This window comes from Vibrio sp. 397 (assembly GCF_033339395.1).
In the GTDB taxonomy this organism is placed as follows: Bacteria; Pseudomonadota; Gammaproteobacteria; order Enterobacterales; family Vibrionaceae; genus Vibrio; species Vibrio alginolyticus.
The window spans coordinates 16,241-35,277 of the sequence record NZ_JAWOUN010000014.1; the positions used below are offsets into that span (position 1 = coordinate 16,241).

Here is a 19,037-nt window from a genome sequence, read left to right on the forward strand (position 1 = left end):
AGAATCAACCTGCAGCTGGCTTTACTCGCCGCCACGCTCTTTGGTAGCGGCGAATTAGGGAGATCCTTATGACTCTTTGGCTTTGGTGAATGCGCCATACAAATCAAGGCGGCGATGACGTAAGTTGGTGACAGAGCCTTCGGTATTAAGCTGTTTCAACTTAGTCAAATCAACATCAGCGAAGATTATCATTTCGGTGTTGGCGCTTGCTTCTGTCAAGGTCGCATCGTGTGGGAAATAGATATCCGACGGTGAGAATACGGCAGATTGTGCGTACTGGATATCGACATTATCAACACGAGGTAAGTTGCCGACACTGCCCCCAATTGCAACGTAGCATTCGTTTTCGATGGCTCGTGATTGGGAACAGATTCGTACTCGTTGGTAGCCATTTTTTGTGTCTGTCCAGAAAGGAACGAACACAATTTGTGCGCCTTGCTCGGCGAGCATTCTTCCCAACTCTGGGAACTCGCTGTCATAACAAATCAGTATGCCGACTTTGCCTGCATCGGTTTCGAACACCTGAACATTGTCACCACCGTCGATCACCCAGTCTTTTTGCTCATGGGGCGTGATGTGAATCTTATATTGAGCGTTTATTTCACCATCTCGTTGCAGTAAGTAGGCCACATTATACAACTTGCCATCTTCGATGACGGGCATACTGCCAGCAATAATGTTGATGTTGTAGGTGACTGCCATTTGCGAGAAGCGGTTTTTGATCTCTTCTGTAAAGCTAGCCAAAAAGCGAATTGCTTCGACGGAATTTTGGTCGTTTTGCAATCCCATCAGCGGCGCGTTAAAGAATTCAGGGAATAGGGCGAAATCGGCTTTGTAGTTCGCAAGAGAAGAAATGAAGAACTCAGCCTGATCGAGCAAGTCCTCTAAGTCATTCATGGCGCGCATTTGCCACTGCACAACACCAATACGAATCAGCGTTTTTTCTACATCATGGACGGATTGAATATCCTCTTCGTAGAAAAAGTTATCCCACTCCAGTAGAGTTGCGTAGCCTTTAGAAGCACTATCCTCTGGCAAGTAACCACGCATAATACGCTTTACATCGAAGTCATTTGCAAGCTGAAAAGACAAAATAGGATCGTGAAGCTCACGGCGTTTTATCTTGTCGATGTATTCAGCCACGCTCAATTCGTCAGCATATTTGTGGTAATTCGGGATGCGGCCACCGGCTAAAATTGCTTTGAAGTTCTTACTCCGGCAAAGCTCTTTACGCGCATCATACAAACGTCGACCTAAACGTAGCCCTCGATAGTCCGGGTGGACAAATACATCGAGACCATACATTGCATCACCGGTTACTTGATTCTGTATGACGTTGTTTTCGGTAATGATGTCGGTATATAGATGAGGAAGAGAAAAGCGGTTGTAGTCCACTTTAATGGTCAATGCTGCACCGACTATTTTGCCGTTATCTTCAATACAGATTTGGCCATCAGGAAACTGATGAATGAGATCCATAATAGTCAGCCGTGGCCATGAGCCGCCAACATCAGGAAACACTAAGTCCATTAGTTCTGCAAGCTCAGGGTAATCCGTTGGCTCAATGGTACGTAATGAGAGTTTGGGCGAATTGCTGTCCATATCTTTCAATCCATTTATCCTTTTGAAACAGTGTTAATGAGAATGCCACAATTTGGAGCAGACAGATACTGAAGTCTTTGAGTTGTTTTGGTTTACCAAAAGCATTTCAAGAAAACAATATTAGCTTAGTTTGCTCTTCAACCATTCGTAAAACGCCGCCACTTTCTTAGCCGATAGGCGATAATTCGGGATCATCACGTAATAACCATAACCACTCTGTAAAGTTAGGTTGAGAATATGTTGGATATCCCCTCTTAAAATAGAATTCTGCGCCATAAAATCAGGAAGTAAGGCGAGTCCTTTTCCCATTTTGACGGCTTCGTAAGCTAGGTAAAAATGTTCAAAGCCTACAGAGTGATAGGTAACGGTTGATTCTACTGCATGTGCCGCCTTAAATTGCTCCCACAACTGAGGACGAGTGATTTGAGGTATCAGCGGATAGTCGCTAACAGCGTGCACATTCTTGAGTGCAGGAGCGTTAGTACAACCGACCAATAGTAGTATTTCTTCGCATAGTAAGTGGCTGTATTCATAATGCGTGGATAATGGAAGGCAGCGAATATGTAAGTCACTTTCGTTGCTCGAATCTTTGACGTTCCCATCCCCAGTACAGACTCTTACTCGGATGTTAGGATGTTGCTGGTGGAAGTCATCAATATTAGGTATCAACCAAAGACTGGCAAAAGAAGGGGTTACGTCCACGGTGAGTAATTCTTGCTTTGAATCTGACTGGATTAAGTTGGCAGTTGCATGCTGAATAAGCTCCAAAGCTTCTGTGACTTGCGGCAGATAACGCTTGCCTTCTTCGGTTAACTCAATACCACTCGCCCCTCTTTGTATTAAAGGTAAACCCACCAATTGCTCCAGCGATGCGATTTGTTTGCTTACTGCGCTTTGCGTAATACATAGGGCATCCGCTGCTTTAGAGAAACTGAGGTAATTAGAGACCGCGACAAACGTCCTTAATGCTCGAATAGAAGGGTATTCACTGCCTTTTAACATACTTCAGTTCCATTAAACTCTGCTTAGGCAAAGAGTAGAATATTCACGGCTTGAAGCAAAGTAAGATGCAACGTATGTGTGATTAGCTTCCTTTCTTATAAAAACTAGCTAAGCATTTTTTTTGACTGATTAATCTACAAGAGTATTTTAGATGTTTATTTAATTTCTTTGAAAAATCTACAAATTAACAAGAATCTTTTTCACATCAGCGATTAACCTCAATTTAGTATTGTTTATATAAAGTAAACAGACAGCTCTTTTTTTCTATTTTTGTTCGGCGATCTTTAGAGTATTGTCAGTATTCTATAAAATTAAATATATTTTTCATTAATTTAAAGTTGGCATTGCATTTGCTCTTTACTATTCGAACCTTCAATGGAACTTATATTAGGAGAACGAAATGAAAAGCAATGTTGTTACTTTGATTAGCCTTTTTTCTTTAGCAACGTTTAGTACTTTATCACATGCTGCGGACTCCAACGATCATGGTGTATATGTTGGCGCCAACTACGGTTACTTAAAAGTTGATGGACAAGATGACTTTGATGATGACAGCGATGTTATTCAAGGTTTAGTTGGTTACCGTTTTAATCCTTACTTAGCGTTGGAAGGTGGTTACATTGATTTCGGTAGCTATGGTAATAACCTAGCAAATGCCGAAACGGACGGCTATACAGCGGCTCTAAAAGTTACCGCTCCCATTGCTGATCGTGTCGACCTTTACGCAAAAGGCGGTCAAATGTGGTACTCGACGGATTACAACGTTGCGGGCTTCCAAGGCAACAAAGATGATGAAGGTGTATTCGCTGGTGCCGGTGTTGGTTTTAAAGTTACTGATAACTTCTTAGTTAACGCAGAATATATGTGGTACGACGTAGAACTCAATGCGGAGAATGTCGCGAACGGTGCAAACACGGAAACAGACTTTAACCAAGCATCACTAGGTGTGGAATATAGATTTTAATATTGTTAACAACTCTAAGCCCTAATAAAAAGCGAAGCCTAAATAGCTTCGCTTTTTCTGAACTCAATCTAGTTGAGGATAATAGAGCGGTTTTTAGAATAATTGTTAGTGTCTTTTACTGTCACGCTACTATATTTAGAGCATTTCTAACATGACTGTCTAACCTTCTTACTAGTCTCGAAAAACAAAGTTTTATCACTCTATAAGTAATACTCGATAGGTCGATCGCTGCGCTACCTGACATTACATTCATGTGACCTAAAATACCGCGGACGTGTTCTGTATACTCGTTTTTTAGTTTTGAAATGTACGCCATAGCTTTAGCTAGTTGATCCCAAGCAGTAAGGCCTACGGTCGCATCTGTTGTATTATATGACCCAGACCTGAAATTCTTAGTAAAGTCAAAGTTGAAGAGACTATTTTACTTACCCAACCATCAGTCATCCGAGCATTATATCTATTGTTGAAGTCAAGAAATACGTTGCGTTCTAGGTAAGCTTGAGATTTGGGTTGTAGTGCCGACCACTCATTACTTGTAGCGGTATTGACATAACCCGGAACAGATTTTTTTCCTAGTCCATGAGCGCAGAAGTAGATGCCAGAACTTCCATCTAGCCGATACTCAATACCACCGTGAGTAAATGGCCAAAGAGGAGACATAGGAACTGGAGTTGCATCATGAGTGCATTATTTAATTTCCATACAAGTCAGAGTCTATATAACCAAATAAGTTACATTGACTGTTCACGTAGTAGTCATCGTTTTCTTCATCATCAATTGAAAAAGCAAAGTACTTAAGAGGGTTCTCAGTGTCACAAGAAAGGTTAGCCATGTTATTTTTTACGTAATCCTCTATTTTATAACCATCAAAGCTTCCTTCCCAAATAATAGTACTTTCATCATTACTGAGTTCTGCGACTAAAACAATAGTTACATAGTGCTCAATAAGAGGAGTGCTTATGATGTTTTTATTTTCATAGACTGGAGAAAATTCAAAGCGACCAGTACTGTCTGTGAATGTTGATAAGTCTATTGATTTCCCTGAGGTGCTTAAACCAATACTAAGGCTAACCTTCAGGCTACTAAGTGGTTTTCCTTTCTTTGTTAACACACCATTGATTTTCGGTGTGTATTGATTAACGTGTTCGTCATTCAATTTACTTTCTTCAAAATTCATTACAATGCTCACTAATATGACGGTAATAATTCCAGCAACTTAATTTTTCACAACAATACTTTCATTTTGAAATTTAAAAATCTATATATGTTGTGTTTCTATTCAATATCTAAGGTTAATTTTGTAATTAGAGTTACATTATTTTTTGTAACTACTATTTGTAGTCATTACATCGATAGAGTTGTAATGAAACAAGCGAGTAGGGACTAACAATGAATGCATCAATCAATTCATCGAGGGAGATGAGTATAGGCTTTAGACTTAGATCTAGTTATCTCTTAGAAAGGATAGGTAAGCAGAAAACTTTTAAGTTGCAGGGCTTTTAGTACCATGCTCTCTGCCTTTTTGATTAGTACTTATGAACTTCTTGTTTACTGATTAATACTCAACGAGTTTGTAAACCTACATGGGCCAAAGGTATGCGGTAATCTATGTAGTAAGATTTCAGAAAGCATGAATGTTTGAAAAAAGAGACTATTTTAGTTGATACAAAAAAGGCCACCCGAAGGTGGCCTTTTCCAAACGTTTGGTGGAGCTGGCGGGAGTTGAACCCGCGTCCGAAAACCGTTCATCATTGGTACTACATGCTTAGTCGATCTTTAATTTCGCCACCCACCTGCGAACCGACACGCTAATGAATGACTAGCCTGAATTAAAATTCGCCGTTCATCTCTCAGGCGGGAGAATCCGGGCTAGCGCGTTTGGGTTTGATCCCTCGTTGATCCCCGTCTTACGTGCGGAAGCTAGGGCGAGAGAGCTCTTAGCAGGTTATTAAGCTGCTAGTGCGTAGTTTTCGTCGTTTGCGACTATTTTTTTGCGGTTTGTTAACGAGGCCTACCGCACCTCGGCATGCACCTCAGACTTCTGAATTCCCGTCGAATCCTAAATCAGCCCCAGGTAATATTCGCATAGTAACAGAAAAGCATTGGCTGTCCAGTACTATGCGTTTAAGTGGTCAAGATTAACGCAGCGCGCTCTTCATTACGCGTGCTTTTTCTCTTGCCCAGTCTTTTTCTTTTAGATCCGTACGTTTATCGTGCAGCTTTTTACCTTTTGCTACGCCAATTTTTAGTTTCACCCAAGAGCGAGACCAGTACAGTGAGAGGGCCGTTAATGTCATACCTTCACGGTTTACACGTCCGAATAGATTATCCAGCTCACGACGACTCATTAGTAGTTTACGCACACGTGTAGGATTCGCCACAACGTGTGTCGATGCCTGATTTAAAGGAGTGATTGTCATGCCACTCACAAAGGCTTCACCGTCACGCATAAATACGTAACTTTCAGAAATATTGGCTTTACCTTGGCGAAGGGCTTTCACTTCCCAACCTTGGAGCTCCAAGCCAGCTTCGATTTCATCATCGATGAAATACTCGTGGCGAGCTTTTTTATTCAGCGCGATAGTATTGCTACCCGCTTTTTGTTTCGTTTTTTTCTTTGCCATAATAGCGTCATTATACGGGTTGGATATCGGATAGGAAATCCTTTTATTTGCGCAATCGTGGAATAAAAGTAAAATTGGCGAGTAGCTTTAAATCTGTACATGTATCGATAGGAGTATGTATGAAGCAAGTCAGCCGTTCTGCGCTTGTGTCTTTTAGCGCCGAACAGATGTTCAATCTGGTTAATGATGTTGCTAAATACCCTGAATTTCTGCCTGGTTGCTCGGGCTCTAGAATCATTGAGTCTTCGGGGAATGGTATGGTGGCTTCTGTCGATGTGGCGAAGGCTGGAATCAGCAAAACGTTTACGACTTCAAATGAGTTGATCCCCGGTCAGGCAATTATGATGAACTTGGTGGATGGCCCGTTTAAGACGTTGCGTGGTGGTTGGATTTTTACCGCGCTAGATGAGCAAGCTTGCAAGGTTGAACTAAAGCTTGAGTTTGAATTCTCAAGTAAAATGATTGAGATGGCCTTCGGTAAGATTTTTAACGAGCTTACTAGTAATATGGTAAATGCATTTACTAAACGCGCAAAACAGGTCTACGAGTGTTATGAGTATTGAGTCAGATATGATTCACGTTGAGGTTGTCTATGCTCTTCCTCATGAACAGCGTGTATTTAACTTAGTGGTAAATAATCACGCAACGGTAGAAGAGATCATTCGACAATCCGGTGTATTGGAGTTGTACCCTGAAATTGATTTGTCCAAGAACAAAGTGGGTGTGTTTAGTCGTAACGTGAAGTTGGATGCGACCGTTCGAGATCGAGACCGAATAGAGATTTATCGTCCGTTACTCGCCGATCCGAAAGAGATTCGCCGTAAAAGGGCGGAGCAGGCTAAAGCCGAGGGAAGTGCAGACCCAGTCACCGGTGGCAAGCCTAGTACTGTACGTAAAAATAAGCAGGATTAATATAAACCCAATAGCTCATGTGAGTTACTCAAAGTTTGACTAACGTGATTTCTATATAATAAAAAACCTCCCAAACGGGAGGTTTTTTTGCAAAAGTCAGTTTACTGAATTTGCTCGTAAAATGCGTCACTTTTTGGAAAGTCACCACTGATGTCTGCGAGTGTGCCTTGGTCATTAAAGTTTACAATCAGATCTTTCTGTACTGGTTCGCCATGGCCAGGAGTATGATGATAGATGTAATACCAAGTGTTTGGATAGCCGTTTTCAATAAGCATTGGCGACCCTAATACGAAGCGAACCTGTGCTTTAGTCATCCCAAACTTTAATTTATCAACCGCACTTTGTTCTACATAGTTGCCTTGGTTGATATCAATACGATAAACCAGTCTTTCCAATACCGAACATCCTGTCAGCAATGTCATTGCTAATGGTACGGCAACTAACCACTTCTTTAATTGCATAATAATTTCTTAGTAACCTTTAAAATACTGCGCTGATAATAAACAAGCTCGACGCAGATGTAAAAAGCTATGCGTCGTATGGTAGACAATCTGACAACGAATTTTGAGTTGAGTTGCATTTATTCACCGATATTAGGCGGTAAATGTCACCACATGACGTATTAGTTAGGTGATGAAGAGCAAATTTCAATCGGAAGTAGGGTGATGGACGCTTTCAGCGGTGAGCAAAGCCTAGTGACTCGTTAGTCGGTTTTGGCGAATTCGCGTAATGCATCACCTGAAAAACGATAATACTCTTTTTCATGAATTAGTGTTGCACCAATTGAGCGGTAAAACTGACCTGCGGTAGGGTTACTACTTTCAGCTGTCCAGTCCAACCTTTGGCATCTACACTTGATCGCCAAAGATGCCAGATACTTCATTAACTTGAGACCAACCCCTTTTCCTCGAACCTTCGAAGATACGAACAGATCTTTTAAGTACATCTGCCCTGAGAGTTTTGGGGCAGGGAACATGATGGTATAAGATGCAAAGCCTACGACGTCATCATTATCGTAAACCGCAATGATATGAACGCCAGAATGTTCAGAGAAAACTTGGTTCTTTAGATAATGGACCAGATCGTGTTTTGATGAAGCTTTTTCTTTGAAGTAGTAATGTTCTAACTCAATAAAAATAGGGATGAGATCTAAGCAGTTGGTTTTGTGTATTGCTCTGATATCCATTTCTCATCCCTTGTCGATTTATTAAGCGGCGATAAGCAGTTCTTTTGCGTTTGCCAACGTTGAGTCGGTTATTTGACTACCCCCAAGTAAGCGAGCTAATTCTGCCACACGTTGTTGTTCATCTAATGCGTGCATTTGGGTTTCGGTTTGGCCTGCTTTGGTTTGCTTAGCTACAAACATTTGTTGATGGCCGCATCCGGCAACTTGAGGGAGGTGAGTGACACACAATACCTGAGTAGATTCGCCAAGCTTGCGTAGCATTTTGCCCACTACGGCAGCTGTTGGGCCACTAATACCTACGTCCACTTCATCGAAGATTAAACTTGGTGTATCTACTTTCTGAGCGGTGATCACTTGGATCGCTAGAGAGATGCGTGATAGCTCACCGCCTGACGCAACTTTTGCTATAGGTTGTAATGGTTGTCCCGGGTTGGTCGATACTAAGAAGCACACGCTGTCCATGCCAAGCGGCGATGGGTGCGTGTTGTCATTGCTAACTTCGATACTGAATACTGCTTTCTCCATGCTCAATTCGTGCATGCTTTGTGTGATCAGTTTGTTCAGTTCTTTTGCGTAACGGCTGCGTGATTTGTGCAGTTTTTCTGCTTGTGTTAGAAAGCTTTGGTACTTGTGTTCTACTTCTTGAGCAAGCTCATCTAAACGTTCATCGGAGCAATCTAACGCTTCTACTTGGGCCAGAAGATCTTGATGATGCTGGTAGAGTTCTTCTGGCATTACGTGGTGTTTACGAGCTACAGACATCACTTTAGAAAAACGTTCTTCTACATAAGCCATACGAGCTGGATCAACATCGATGCCGTCTAAGTAGCTGCGTAATTCATTCTTCGTTTCTTCAAGTTGAATCATCGCTTCTGACAGCATGTTAGGTAGCTCAGATAGCTTTTCATCTAATTCGGCTAATTGAATTAGGGAGTGATTGGCCGATTGCAAAATACCAAGCGCATTGACTTCTTCACCTTCGTAAATAAGTTCGATGGCTTGCTGACAGGTAGTGGCGAGTTCACCACTGTTGGATAGTCGTTTGTGCTCTTGCTCGAGCTCTGCAAATTCTTCTTCACCTAGCGATAACTCATTTAGTTCTTTGATTTGGTATTCAAGCAATTGTTTTTGCGCCTGGTTTTGCTGGCTATTTTCTTTTAGTTGCTTGAGGTTATTGTCTGCCTGACGCCAATGCTGGTAAGCACTTCGTGTGCTTTTTAGTAGGTTTAAATGCCCAGCATATTGGTCGAGCATGGCCATTTGGTGCTCACTTTTCATCAATTGATGATGAGCGTGCTGCCCATGGATATTGATAAGTAGCTGCCCTAGAGATTTGAGTTGTGATAGTGGAACAGGGCTGCCATTAATGAAGGCTCTTGAGCGGCCTTCTTTTGTGATAATACGACGCAAAATACACTCACTGCCATCTAGCAGATCGTTATCTTCTAACCAACGTGTTGCATGTAAGTTGTTGTCCAATAAAAAAGCGGCGCTAACTTCGGTTTTCTCTTCACCTTGTCGCACCATGCCGGCATCGGCTCGTCCGCCTAAGCAGAGCCCTAAAGCATCGATAGCAATGGATTTACCCGCGCCTGTTTCACCTGTAATGGTGGTCATGCCCTTAGAAAGCTCGAGTTGTAAAGACTTAACAATCGCAAAATTATTAACACTTAGATGAGCCAGCATTTTATTTACCTGTATAACCGAACAATACTGTATAAGAGAACAGTATATACTGTTTCTTTATACAGTAAAGTCAGGTGAGGAAAATTTTCTTTGTAGGCTGTTTTTTTGTGATGAAGTGGGAAAAATGAGCCGATGTGATTACAACGACTCATTAAAATTGAACAGGTTACGGACGAGTTGGGTTAATCGTTAGTGGTTCTAGTGTGACGACTGCATTCACACCTGCACCTGGGTGATCTACGTATGAAGTATCTTGCATTAGAGTGTAGTAAACGTCGACGAAGTCATCATCATTCGTGAGTACACCATCGGGGATAGTGTCGATGATCTTGTTCGTGATTTGCGGAATAATCGCGTAAGCCTGAACTTCTGGATCTGGAATCGCTTTCAATACTTCTTCGGCAACTTGAACAAGGAGTTTTGCCAATTGTTTATAGTCTGTGCCGTCATCTTGCTCCATGAGCACAATGTCTGCCGCACCCCAGCGGTAACGAGACCAGTGAATAATGATCTGATTTGGATAGTAATCTTGGTTATCGTAGTCTAAGTATGGAAGCTCCACCAAATCGAGAGTAGGTTCATCACGACTTGGATTGACGCCCGTTACGATAGCGTAGATTTCTGCCTTGCCAGAGATCCAAGGTTCTTTGTCATCGGCTAGACGGATCTTTTTCAACTGCGTGGTTTGAATTGGAGCCGCTTCGCCCACTGCGCTACTTGACAATAACGGTGTATTTTGGCGTTGTTCATCAGCAATATATGGTTGAACTAAAGCTGGTTGACCGAGTTTTTTCATCTCAGCTTGCATAGCTTGCAAGCCTGCTTTTAGCTCTGCAGAGCTATTGTTATCAACGACAAGTACAGGTGCCTCAGGGAGCTGGTAAACATCGAGTTGATGGATGTTGCCATAAACATCAAATGCTTCGATGTATTGCCAATTCTCATCATCACCACTTGGTTCAAACGCAAATAATGGCTCGACCTCGCCACTTTGCCATGCTGTTATCATGGCTTCATTTGCCAAGCGAACTTCTAACAACTGATCTGAGTATTCAGAAATACCTTTCCAGCTACGAATTTGAGTGTCAGCTTGTACAAGCTGGCGGCTGAACTCTGAGTTAGGGTTTTGCTTAACAAATGCTGATACAGACACGTTAGTCTGTTGCGGAGTAATATCTCTTCTCAACATGGGTTCAATGGCAGCATAGTTCTCACTCAATTGTTGAGCTAGGGCACGCTTCGTCTTAGTGATATCTTCCGCTTTTGCGTTGGATACACTGTTGACTTGCGTTTCCTCTGATTGGCAGCCAATAAGTGCTAATGTACTGAGAACAGACAGAATGATGGTTTTCTTCATAATATGTCCTTTATTGATTGTATGAAATAGAGTTAATACTCTATTCATGGTGAGAATATCACCGGACATAGATCATTGAATTTGCTTTTCTATCTTTTGTGTAAAGTTTGCCCACAGGATCAAAATTTATAAGCTTCTCTTTAATGATGACAAATATCGTGTCGCCTCACTACTTTGTGTCTATTTCTTGTCTAAGAAAGCCAAAAGCCAGTAGCAATTGAGCTGCTGGCTTTTTTATTGAAGTTATTACCCTGAGTAACAAGTGTTAGAACAATTTACTAGACCAGCCAAGCTTATTCCGTAAGACGTGATAGTAGCTGTAGTCTTTTGGATGGATGAGCTTTAGTACATTTGGACTTTGATAGATGTGAATTTCGTCGCCAGGGGTAACTGGAAGTGAGACTTGTCCATCACAGCTAACTTCTTGTGTTCCACGGTTTTCTGGTGATACCACCAATTTAATTCGACGTTTTCCATCAACCACCAAAGGTCGACTCGACAATGTATGAGGGAACATTGGCACGAGTGAAATGGCATTCAAGCTAGGAGAAAGAATTGGGCCGCCGCCAGAAAGTGAATATGCCGTCGAGCCAGTCGGAGTGGAGACAATCAAACCGTCGGCCCGTAAAGAGAAGGCGAAGCTTTCATCAATATACACTTCAAATTCAATCATATGAGCAATTTGCCCTGGGTGAAGTACGGCTTCGTTTAGCGCAGCGTTATGGCTCTTTATTTGTCCGTGGCGGTGTACTTCCGCCTCTAAAAGAAAGCGCTCCTCTTCAATGTACTCACCGTCGAGTACCGCTTGCAGAGACGCTTGGAAGTCGTCGGGGTTCAAGTCAGTTAAGAAGCCCAAATTTCCGCGGTTCACGCCTATAACTGGTACATCAAATCGGGATAAAATTCTTGCTGCACCTAGCATGTTGCCATCGCCACCAACCACAATGGCTAGATCGGCATTTTTTCCTAGTTCAACTAAGCTAGCAAACTGACTCTGTGGGATATCATCCAGTATTGCGGCAAGGCGATCGTCAATGAATACTTTATAGCCCTCAGAGGTCAACCATTGGTACAACTCTTTATGAGTTTGAATTGCTTGTTGATCTCTTGGTTTTCCGATAATCGCGATCACGTTACATGGATTTTTCATAGCATTTCCGCATTAAAGAGGCTTGAATCAGGAATCTTCATCCCCATAATAATGGCAAGTCACCTAAATATGCGAATTTTTATGTGGTTAAAGCCCGCAAAAACGCGCATGGCTTTAAGGGCATTATGTTGAATTCTGGAGATATCATGAGCAACGAAGAAAACAAAGTTACAGAAGAAGAGCTTGATCAAATCATCGAAGAGGCTGAAAAAGTAGAAGCTGAAGCACAAGAAGTTGAAGCTGAGCTTGAAGAGCTTGGTGATGAGACAGACGCTAAGATTGCTCAACTAGAAGCGGCACTATTGTCTAGCGAGGCAAAAGTAAAAGAGCAACAAGATGCGGTGTTGCGTTCTAAAGCTGAAGTAGAAAACATGCGTCGTCGCACTGAGCAAGAGATCGATAAAGCACGTAAGTTTGCGTTGAACAAGTTTGCAGAAGAGCTGCTTCCTGTTATTGATAACCTAGAGCGTGCAATTCAAGCGGCAGATACAGAGAATGAAACTGTGAAGCCGTTCCTAGAAGGCGTTGAACTAACCCATAAAACGTTTGTAGACGTTGTCGCGAAATTTGGCTTGAAAGCAATCAACCCTGAAGGTGAAGCATTCAATCCAGAGTTCCATCAAGCGATGTCGATTCAGGAGAGCCCTGATCATGAATCAAACACTGTTATGTTTGTTATGCAAAAAGGTTACGAACTAAACGGTCGTGTGATTCGTCCGGCAATGGTAATGGTTGCTAAGTAACTTTAACTCCCTGTTTTTTAAATATAAAAGCGCCCATCATTTTTGATGGGCGCTTTTTTGTTTTAAACATAAATGACTGCATCGAACTTCGTTGTATATCGATAAATGAAAATTTGATCCCCTTCATATTTTTTCCTATTGGTTAATTATTTTCCTATAGGAGATTTTCTCTCATCTCGCTGCGTGTTTATTAACGGAAAGGGCTATAAGTGATTGTAATCATTCGCTGTGTGAATATTTGTTCTGCATAGGAATGTAAATATAGTCATTTTTTCTAAAAAAATGTCGTTAACAAAAATGTAAATTATCACTTTATTTTGTAACTTCGGTGTGTATGATTTGCGACTAATGCTTTAAAAGTAAGCATATATAACTACAAAAATGTAAATAGTAAACACAACATATCGGAGATTTATAATGGATAAATCGCTTTCTAGTAAGATTTTTATAGGCTTGTTTGCCGGCCTTGTGCTGGGGACAGCAATTCAGTACTTATTTAGCGGCATTGCGATTTTTGATACATACCTACTTGGAGCAGCAGAAGGTGTTGGCGGCATGTTCGTCTCACTGATCAAATTGCTTGTTGTTCCTTTAGTTTACGTTTCAATCGTATGCGGCATTGTTGACTTGAAAGACATCAGTGCATTTGGTCGTCTTGGTGGAAAAACTTTTACCCTTTACATTCTTAACACCATCATTGCGATTACGGCGGCTTTGACTGTCGGCTTGATCTTCCAGCCAGGAGCGGGCGCCAATCTAGCAGGAACGGTATCTGAGGCTGTACAGCTGACAACGACAGAGACGCCGGACATTTTCTCTTTAGTTGTTAACATTGTTCCTAGCAACCCTGTACAAGCGTTTGCTAGCGGCGACATGCTGCAAATCATCTTTATGGCAATTTTGACGGGGCTTGCAATTCAAGCTTTGGATTCTCGTGGTGGCCCAGCTATTCGCACATTCAAAATGGCAAATGAAATCATGATGAAATTGGTTGGATTAGTGATGAGTCTTGCACCATATGGTGTGTTCGCACTAATGATTCAACTAGGTGCAACGCTAAACGCCAATACATTAATGTCCGTTGCCGGTTACGTGGCTTTGGTGGTTGCGATGTTGGTGTTCTGGATCTTCTTCTTCTACCCAATGGCAGTGAGTATTGCGACAGGAACCTCTCCAAAGACTTTCCTACGTGCAACTCGTGAGCAGATTCTTTTCTCTCTATCTACCGCGAGCTCAAATGCGACTATTCCAGTAACAATGCGCACACTGACAGAAAAGCTTCAGGTCTCTAAATCGGTTGCTGGCTTCGGTGTACCACTGGGCGCAACGATGAATATGTCTGGTGTGTCTATCTATATTGCTCTCGCAACGATGTTTGTTGCGAACGCTTTTGGCCAGCCAATTAACACCGCAGACATCTTTACACTTGGCTTAACTATTCTTCTGTTATCTATTGGTGCTGGCGGCGTTCCTGGGGGCGGCGTGGTAATGGTAGGCGTTTTGCTTCACCAGCTAGGTTTACCACCTGAAGGTTTAGCAATCATTGCAGCGGTCGACCGTATCAATGATATGTTCTGTACATCATCTAACGTTGTCGGCGATACGGCAGTGAACACCATTGTTGCAAAAACAGAAGGTGAGATAGGTAAAGAAGAAGGTGTTGATGCTGAGCCTGCTCAAGCGAACGCCTAATACCTTGAATAGTTTATTTTAACCCTAATATTGAAGCGAGCTCTTATGAGCTCGTTTTTTATTTAGGAAGAGTCGGACATTAATAAATTTATCTGGGAAATGACGTTTTGTTGCGCTACAGCAGTGTGACGAGTTCCCAACTAATCAGAAAGAAACACATAAATTTCGAAAAAAGACGCTTTTTTTTAATTCTGCCCTTGAAAAGCATTTTGCCGCCCTTATCTATGTGGCATAGAGAAGCAAACATTGATTATTTTTGTTTGTGAGCAAGGGTTGAAACCCGATTCTCCTCCCCCCACATTGGGGTTATAACCAAACGAAAATAGAATTTATTCGGAGATAGCCAGATGGGTAAAATCATTGGTATTGACTTAGGTACTACTAACTCATGTGTTGCTGTATTAGACGGCGACAAACCACGTGTAATTGAAAACGCAGAGGGCGAACGTACTACTGCATCGGTTATTGCTTACACTGACGGTGAGACGCTAGTAGGTCAACCAGCGAAACGTCAAGCAGTAACTAACCCAGAAAACACGCTATTTGCAATTAAGCGTCTAATCGGTCGTCGTTTTGAAGACGAAGAAGTTCAGCGTGACATCGAAATCATGCCTTACAAAATCGTTAAGGCTGACAACGGTGATGCTTGGGTAGAAGCGAAAGGCCAAAAAATGGCAGCTCCTCAGGTTTCTGCTGAAGTTCTTAAGAAAATGAAGAAAACTGCTGAAGACTTCCTTGGTGAGGAAGTAACTGGCGCAGTTATCACAGTACCTGCTTACTTTAACGATGCTCAGCGTCAAGCGACAAAAGATGCTGGCCGTATCGCAGGTCTAGAAGTTAAACGTATCATCAACGAACCAACGGCAGCTGCACTAGCTTACGGTCTAGATAAGAAAGGCGGCGATCGCACTATCGCGGTATACGACCTTGGTGGTGGTACATTCGATATTTCAATCATCGAAATTGATGAAGTTGAAGGCGAGAAAACATTCGAAGTTCTAGCAACTAACGGTGATACTCACCTAGGTGGTGAAGACTTTGATAACCGTCTAATCAACTACTTGGTTGATGAGTTCAACAAAGAGCAAGGCATCAACCTTAAGAACGACCCACTAGCAATGCAGCGTGTTAAAGAAGCAGCAGAGAAAGCGAAAATCGAGCTTTCTTCTACTTCTCAAACAGACGTAAACCTACCTTACGTTACTGCAGATGCAACTGGTCCTAAGCACATGAACATTAAAGTGACTCGTGCAAAACTAGAATCTCTAGTTGAAGACCTAGTACAACGCTCTCTTGAGCCATTAAAAGTAGCTCTAGCTGACGCTGACCTATCAGTAAACGACATCACTGACGTAATCCTAGTTGGTGGTCAGACTCGTATGCCGATGGTTCAAGCGAAAGTTGCTGAGTTCTTTGGTAAAGAAGCGCGCCGTGACGTAAACCCTGACGAAGCAGTAGCAATGGGTGCTGCAGTTCAAGGTGGTGTACTTGCTGGTGACGTTAAAGACGTACTACTACTAGACGTAACTCCACTGTCTCTAGGTATCGAGACAATGGGTGGCGTGATGACTAAGTTAGTTGAGAAGAACACAACTATCCCAACTAAAGCGAACCAAGTTTTCTCTACAGCGGAAGACAACCAGAGCGCGGTAACTATCCACGTTCTACAAGGTGAGCGTAAGCAAGCGATGTACAACAAGTCTCTAGGCCAATTTAACCTAGAAGGCATCCAGCCTGCACCACGTGGTATGCCACAAATCGAGGTTACTTTTGACCTTGATGCGGATGGTATCCTACACGTATCTGCGAAAGACAAGCAGACTGGTAAAGAGCAGAAGATCACTATCCAAGCTTCTGGCGGTCTAAGCGATGAAGACATCGAGAAAATGGTTCAAGAAGCAGAAGCTAACAAAGAAGCGGACAAGAAGTTCGAAGAGCTAGCAACTGCACGTAACCAAGCTGACCAAATGATTCACGGTACTCGTAAGCAAGTAGAAGAAGCTGGTGAAGCGCTACCTGCAGAAGAGAAAGAGAAGATTGAAGCAGCAATTTCTGAGCTAGAAACAGCACGTAAAGGCGAAGACAAAGAAGCTATCGATGCTAAAGTTCAAGCACTAATGACTGCTTCTCAAAAGCTGATGGAAATCGCTCAACAACAAGCTCAAGCGCAGCAAGCACAAGGTGCTGACGCAGGTGCACAGTCTAAAGAAGACGACGTTGTAGATGCTGAGTTCGAAGAAGTTAAAGACGACAAGAAATAATATTTCTTAACCAGATGGCTACTTAGCCATCTGGGGTCGATAAGACTTCGTGTGCGGGCGTTTGGGGCAACTCTTACGCCCGTCTGTTTGTAAACGCTGTCTTTCTAGTTAAGTATGTTGCAGACAAGTGCACTTACCTAGAACGATACAAACACCAAGCGGTGAATCGATGCCGTTTGTAGTAATTAACTGGTGACGAAGAACATGTCAAAACGTGATTTTTACGAAGTATTAGGCGTAAGCCGTGATGCCTCAGAGCGCGATATCAAAAAGGCGTATAAGCGTCTAGCGATGAAATTCCACCCAGACCGAAACCAGGGTGATGATTCTGCGGCGGACAAGTTTAAAGAAGTAAAAGAAGCGTACGAAGTTCTGACCGACCCTCAAAAGAAAGCGGCGTACGACCAATACGGTCATGCAGCTTTTGAACAAGGCGGCGGTGGTTTCGGTGGCGGCGGCTTTGGCGGCGGCGGTGCTGATTTCGGCGACATCTTTGGCGATGTATTCGGTGACATCTTTGGTGGTGGTCGTCGTGGCGGTGGTGGCCACCGTGCCCAGCGAGGTGCTGACCTACGTTACAACATGGAATTGACGCTAGAAGAAGCGGTTCGTGGTGTAACGAAAGAGATCGAAGTACCGACACTAGTACACTGTGATACCTGTGATGGTAGTGGCGCGAAGAAAGGTTCATCTGCTGAAACATGTGGTACCTGTCATGGTCATGGTCAAGTACAGATGCGCCAGGGCTTCTTCGCAGTGCAACAAACCTGTCCTACCTGTCACGGCAAAGGTAAAATCATTAAAGACCCTTGTAATGAGTGTCATGGTCAAGGTCGTAAGCAGAAAACAAAAACACTTAACGTTAAGATCCCAGCAGGTGTTGATACTGGCGACCGTATTCGTCTATCTGGCGAAGGTGAAGCGGGAGAAATGGGAGCACCATCGGGTGACTTGTATGTACAAGTGCACGTGAAAGAGCACCATATCTTCGAGCGTGATGGCAACAACCTATACTGTGAAGTGCCAGTAAGCTTTGCGATGGCAGCTCTAGGTGGTGAAGTTGAAGTACCAACCCTAGATGGTCGCGTAAGCCTAAAAGTGCCTTCAGAAACGCAAACAGGTCGTATGTTCCGTATGCGTGGTAAAGGTGTGAAAGGCGTTCGCGGTGGCGGTGTTGGTGATCTTATTGTTAAGTTGGTTGTTGAAACACCAGTAAACCTAAGCTCACGCCAAAAAGAACTGCTCAAAGAGTTTGAAGAGTCTTGTGGTGGTGAAGCGGCAACTAAGCACAAGCCTAAATCAGAAGGCTTTTTCAACGGTGTGAAAAAGTTCTTTGATGATTTAACCAGCTAAGACGTTAGTGAAAAGCACAAATACAAAGGCCTGCTAAAATGCAGGCCTTTTTGCATCTCGGTGTTCTTCCTAATTCCAGCAATCACTTGGTTCTTCGACATTTGTTGACGTTAAAGTAATCGTTTTAGAACCAGTCAAGCACTCGTCGTCGTCTTGTCCCAGAGCCGATTTTGCTGTTGCTGTAATGGTATAGGCCGTACTTGCAGAGCTCGCAATATCGAAAGAAAATCTATTTGTGTCTGAATCGCATAGAGCGCATTTGCCTCCAGAGAGAATATGACTCCAGTCGTACCCACCATCATAAGATGTCTCTAGCTCTAGCTGAATTCGACTAAGATCGCTCAAGGCAACCGTCCTATGAGACTTGATTACATGATTAGTGTAAGAAGGGTAGGCGATCGCAGCAATGATCCCGACAATCACGACAGCTATCAGTAATTCGATCAATGTCATCCCTCTCAATCCTTTTTTGTAGCCGTTACAACGAGAAATTCGAATCATCACG

At 42.8% G+C, this 19,037-nt stretch carries 17 protein-coding genes and 1 other RNA gene; 7 read left to right on the plus strand and 11 right to left on the minus strand.

The window, feature by feature from the left end; all coding sequences use genetic code 11:
* Positions 1–66: 66 nt before the first annotated feature.
* Positions 67–1,602, minus strand: coding sequence for a bifunctional GNAT family N-acetyltransferase/carbon-nitrogen hydrolase family protein (locus R7P36_RS19235; RefSeq protein ID WP_047102129.1), 1,536 nt, complete (start codon positions 1,600–1,602; stop codon positions 67–69).
* 120 nt (positions 1,603–1,722) lie between these two features.
* On the minus strand, positions 1,723–2,604 hold the full coding sequence (locus R7P36_RS19240) for a LysR family transcriptional regulator (RefSeq protein ID WP_047102126.1): 882 nt from the start codon (positions 2,602–2,604) through the stop codon (positions 1,723–1,725).
* 400 nt (positions 2,605–3,004) lie between these two features.
* Here R7P36_RS19240 and R7P36_RS19245 point away from each other — a divergent pair, with 400 nt between their 5' ends.
* Positions 3,005–3,568 carry a porin family protein gene (locus R7P36_RS19245; protein ID WP_005381668.1) on the plus strand — a complete coding sequence of 188 codons (564 nt, stop codon included), beginning with the start codon at positions 3,005–3,007 and terminating at the stop codon, positions 3,566–3,568.
* A gap of 691 nt (positions 3,569–4,259) precedes the next feature.
* Here R7P36_RS19245 and R7P36_RS19250 read toward each other — a convergent pair.
* The 3 genes from R7P36_RS19250 to smpB all read right to left on the minus strand — a co-directional run bounded on the left by R7P36_RS19250 (position 4,260) and on the right by smpB (position 6,192).
* On the minus strand, positions 4,260–4,745 hold the full coding sequence (locus R7P36_RS19250; RefSeq protein WP_047102125.1) for a DUF6795 domain-containing protein: 486 nt from the start codon (positions 4,743–4,745) through the stop codon (positions 4,260–4,262).
* A gap of 527 nt (positions 4,746–5,272) precedes the next feature.
* Positions 5,273–5,640, minus strand: a transfer-messenger RNA (tmRNA) gene (gene ssrA, locus R7P36_RS19255).
* Between the two features lie 66 nt (positions 5,641–5,706).
* Entirely contained in the window at positions 5,707–6,192 is a 486-nt protein-coding gene (gene smpB / locus R7P36_RS19260; protein WP_005381642.1) for an SsrA-binding protein SmpB, read from the minus strand.
* A 119-nt stretch (positions 6,193–6,311) separates the two neighbouring features.
* Between smpB and R7P36_RS19265 the strand changes: the two genes are divergently transcribed.
* Both R7P36_RS19265 and R7P36_RS19270 read left to right on the plus strand, forming a co-directional pair.
* Complete coding sequence (locus R7P36_RS19265; RefSeq protein WP_005381641.1) at positions 6,312–6,755, plus strand: SRPBCC family protein; 444 nt, start codon at positions 6,312–6,314, stop codon at positions 6,753–6,755.
* Complete coding sequence (locus R7P36_RS19270) at positions 6,745–7,104, plus strand: RnfH family protein (protein WP_064376794.1); 360 nt, start codon at positions 6,745–6,747, stop codon at positions 7,102–7,104. Before R7P36_RS19265 ends, R7P36_RS19270 begins: the two co-directional genes overlap by 11 nt.
* A 101-nt stretch (positions 7,105–7,205) precedes the next feature.
* Here R7P36_RS19270 and bamE read toward each other — a convergent pair whose 3' ends face one another.
* The 5 genes from bamE to nadK form a co-directional block, all read right to left on the minus strand.
* The gene (bamE, locus tag R7P36_RS19275) at positions 7,206–7,565 is read right to left on the minus strand and encodes an outer membrane protein assembly factor BamE (RefSeq protein WP_017820585.1); all 360 of its coding nucleotides are present in this window, start codon (positions 7,563–7,565) and stop codon (positions 7,206–7,208) included.
* A gap of 242 nt (positions 7,566–7,807) precedes the next feature.
* Entirely contained in the window at positions 7,808–8,290 is a 483-nt protein-coding gene (locus R7P36_RS19280) for a GNAT family N-acetyltransferase (protein ID WP_086046555.1), read from the minus strand.
* A 21-nt stretch (positions 8,291–8,311) separates the two neighbouring features.
* Positions 8,312–9,976, minus strand: a complete 1,665-nt coding sequence (gene recN / locus R7P36_RS19285; protein WP_005383750.1) for a DNA repair protein RecN — start codon at positions 9,974–9,976, stop codon at positions 8,312–8,314.
* 166 nt (positions 9,977–10,142) lie between these two features.
* Positions 10,143–11,333 (minus strand): DUF3103 domain-containing protein, encoded by a 1,191-nt coding sequence (locus tag R7P36_RS19290; protein WP_213899787.1) that lies wholly within the window; start codon positions 11,331–11,333, stop codon positions 10,143–10,145.
* A 265-nt stretch (positions 11,334–11,598) separates the two neighbouring features.
* Positions 11,599–12,483 (minus strand): NAD(+) kinase, encoded by an 885-nt coding sequence (nadK, locus tag R7P36_RS19295; protein ID WP_005381631.1) that lies wholly within the window; start codon positions 12,481–12,483, stop codon positions 11,599–11,601.
* Positions 12,484–12,629: 146 nt separating this feature from the next.
* Here nadK and grpE point away from each other — a divergent pair, with 146 nt between their 5' ends.
* From grpE to dnaJ, 4 genes are all read left to right on the plus strand, one after another.
* Positions 12,630–13,226: a nucleotide exchange factor GrpE gene (gene grpE, locus R7P36_RS19300; RefSeq protein ID WP_021034134.1), complete on the plus strand. Its 597-nt coding sequence runs from the start codon at positions 12,630–12,632 to the stop codon at positions 13,224–13,226.
* A gap of 417 nt (positions 13,227–13,643) precedes the next feature.
* Positions 13,644–14,918 (plus strand): dicarboxylate/amino acid:cation symporter, encoded by a 1,275-nt coding sequence (locus R7P36_RS19305; RefSeq protein ID WP_005381625.1) that lies wholly within the window; start codon positions 13,644–13,646, stop codon positions 14,916–14,918.
* Positions 14,919–15,265: 347 nt separating this feature from the next.
* On the plus strand, positions 15,266–17,179 hold the full coding sequence (gene dnaK, locus R7P36_RS19310) for a molecular chaperone DnaK (RefSeq protein ID WP_005381623.1): 1,914 nt from the start codon (positions 15,266–15,268) through the stop codon (positions 17,177–17,179).
* Between the two features lie 204 nt (positions 17,180–17,383).
* Positions 17,384–18,532: a molecular chaperone DnaJ gene (gene dnaJ / locus R7P36_RS19315; RefSeq protein ID WP_213899788.1), complete on the plus strand. Its 1,149-nt coding sequence runs from the start codon at positions 17,384–17,386 to the stop codon at positions 18,530–18,532.
* Between the two features lie 69 nt (positions 18,533–18,601).
* On the opposite strand, the gene R7P36_RS19320 is transcribed toward dnaJ, so the two are convergent.
* Positions 18,602–19,033, minus strand: a complete 432-nt coding sequence (locus tag R7P36_RS19320; protein WP_213899809.1) for a type IV pilin protein — start codon at positions 19,031–19,033, stop codon at positions 18,602–18,604.
* Positions 19,034–19,037 lie beyond the last annotated feature (4 nt).

What these genes read in the sequence shown, in the direction of transcription:
- R7P36_RS19235 (WP_047102129.1), bottom strand. Translation starts at nt 1,602, where the DNA reads ATGGACAGCAATTCGCCCAAACTCTCATTACGTACCATTGAGCCAACG.
- R7P36_RS19240 (WP_047102126.1), bottom strand. Translation starts at nt 2,604, where the DNA reads ATGTTAAAAGGCAGTGAATACCCTTCTATTCGAGCATTAAGGACGTTT.
- R7P36_RS19245 (WP_005381668.1), top strand. Translation starts at nt 3,005, where the DNA reads ATGAAAAGCAATGTTGTTACTTTGATTAGCCTTTTTTCTTTAGCAACG.
- R7P36_RS19250 (WP_047102125.1), bottom strand. Translation starts at nt 4,745, where the DNA reads ATGAATTTTGAAGAAAGTAAATTGAATGACGAACACGTTAATCAATAC.
- smpB (WP_005381642.1), bottom strand. Translation starts at nt 6,192, where the DNA reads ATGGCAAAGAAAAAAACGAAACAAAAAGCGGGTAGCAATACTATCGCG.
- R7P36_RS19265 (WP_005381641.1), top strand. Translation starts at nt 6,312, where the DNA reads ATGAAGCAAGTCAGCCGTTCTGCGCTTGTGTCTTTTAGCGCCGAACAG.
- R7P36_RS19270 (WP_064376794.1), top strand. Translation starts at nt 6,745, where the DNA reads ATGAGTATTGAGTCAGATATGATTCACGTTGAGGTTGTCTATGCTCTT.
- bamE (WP_017820585.1), bottom strand. Translation starts at nt 7,565, where the DNA reads ATGCAATTAAAGAAGTGGTTAGTTGCCGTACCATTAGCAATGACATTG.
- R7P36_RS19280 (WP_086046555.1), bottom strand. Translation starts at nt 8,290, where the DNA reads ATGGATATCAGAGCAATACACAAAACCAACTGCTTAGATCTCATCCCT.
- recN (WP_005383750.1), bottom strand. Translation starts at nt 9,976, where the DNA reads ATGCTGGCTCATCTAAGTGTTAATAATTTTGCGATTGTTAAGTCTTTA.
- R7P36_RS19290 (WP_213899787.1), bottom strand. Translation starts at nt 11,333, where the DNA reads ATGAAGAAAACCATCATTCTGTCTGTTCTCAGTACATTAGCACTTATT.
- nadK (WP_005381631.1), bottom strand. Translation starts at nt 12,483, where the DNA reads ATGAAAAATCCATGTAACGTGATCGCGATTATCGGAAAACCAAGAGAT.
- grpE (WP_021034134.1), top strand. Translation starts at nt 12,630, where the DNA reads ATGAGCAACGAAGAAAACAAAGTTACAGAAGAAGAGCTTGATCAAATC.
- R7P36_RS19305 (WP_005381625.1), top strand. Translation starts at nt 13,644, where the DNA reads ATGGATAAATCGCTTTCTAGTAAGATTTTTATAGGCTTGTTTGCCGGC.
- dnaK (WP_005381623.1), top strand. Translation starts at nt 15,266, where the DNA reads ATGGGTAAAATCATTGGTATTGACTTAGGTACTACTAACTCATGTGTT.
- dnaJ (WP_213899788.1), top strand. Translation starts at nt 17,384, where the DNA reads ATGTCAAAACGTGATTTTTACGAAGTATTAGGCGTAAGCCGTGATGCC.
- R7P36_RS19320 (WP_213899809.1), bottom strand. Translation starts at nt 19,033, where the DNA reads ATGATTCGAATTTCTCGTTGTAACGGCTACAAAAAAGGATTGAGAGGG.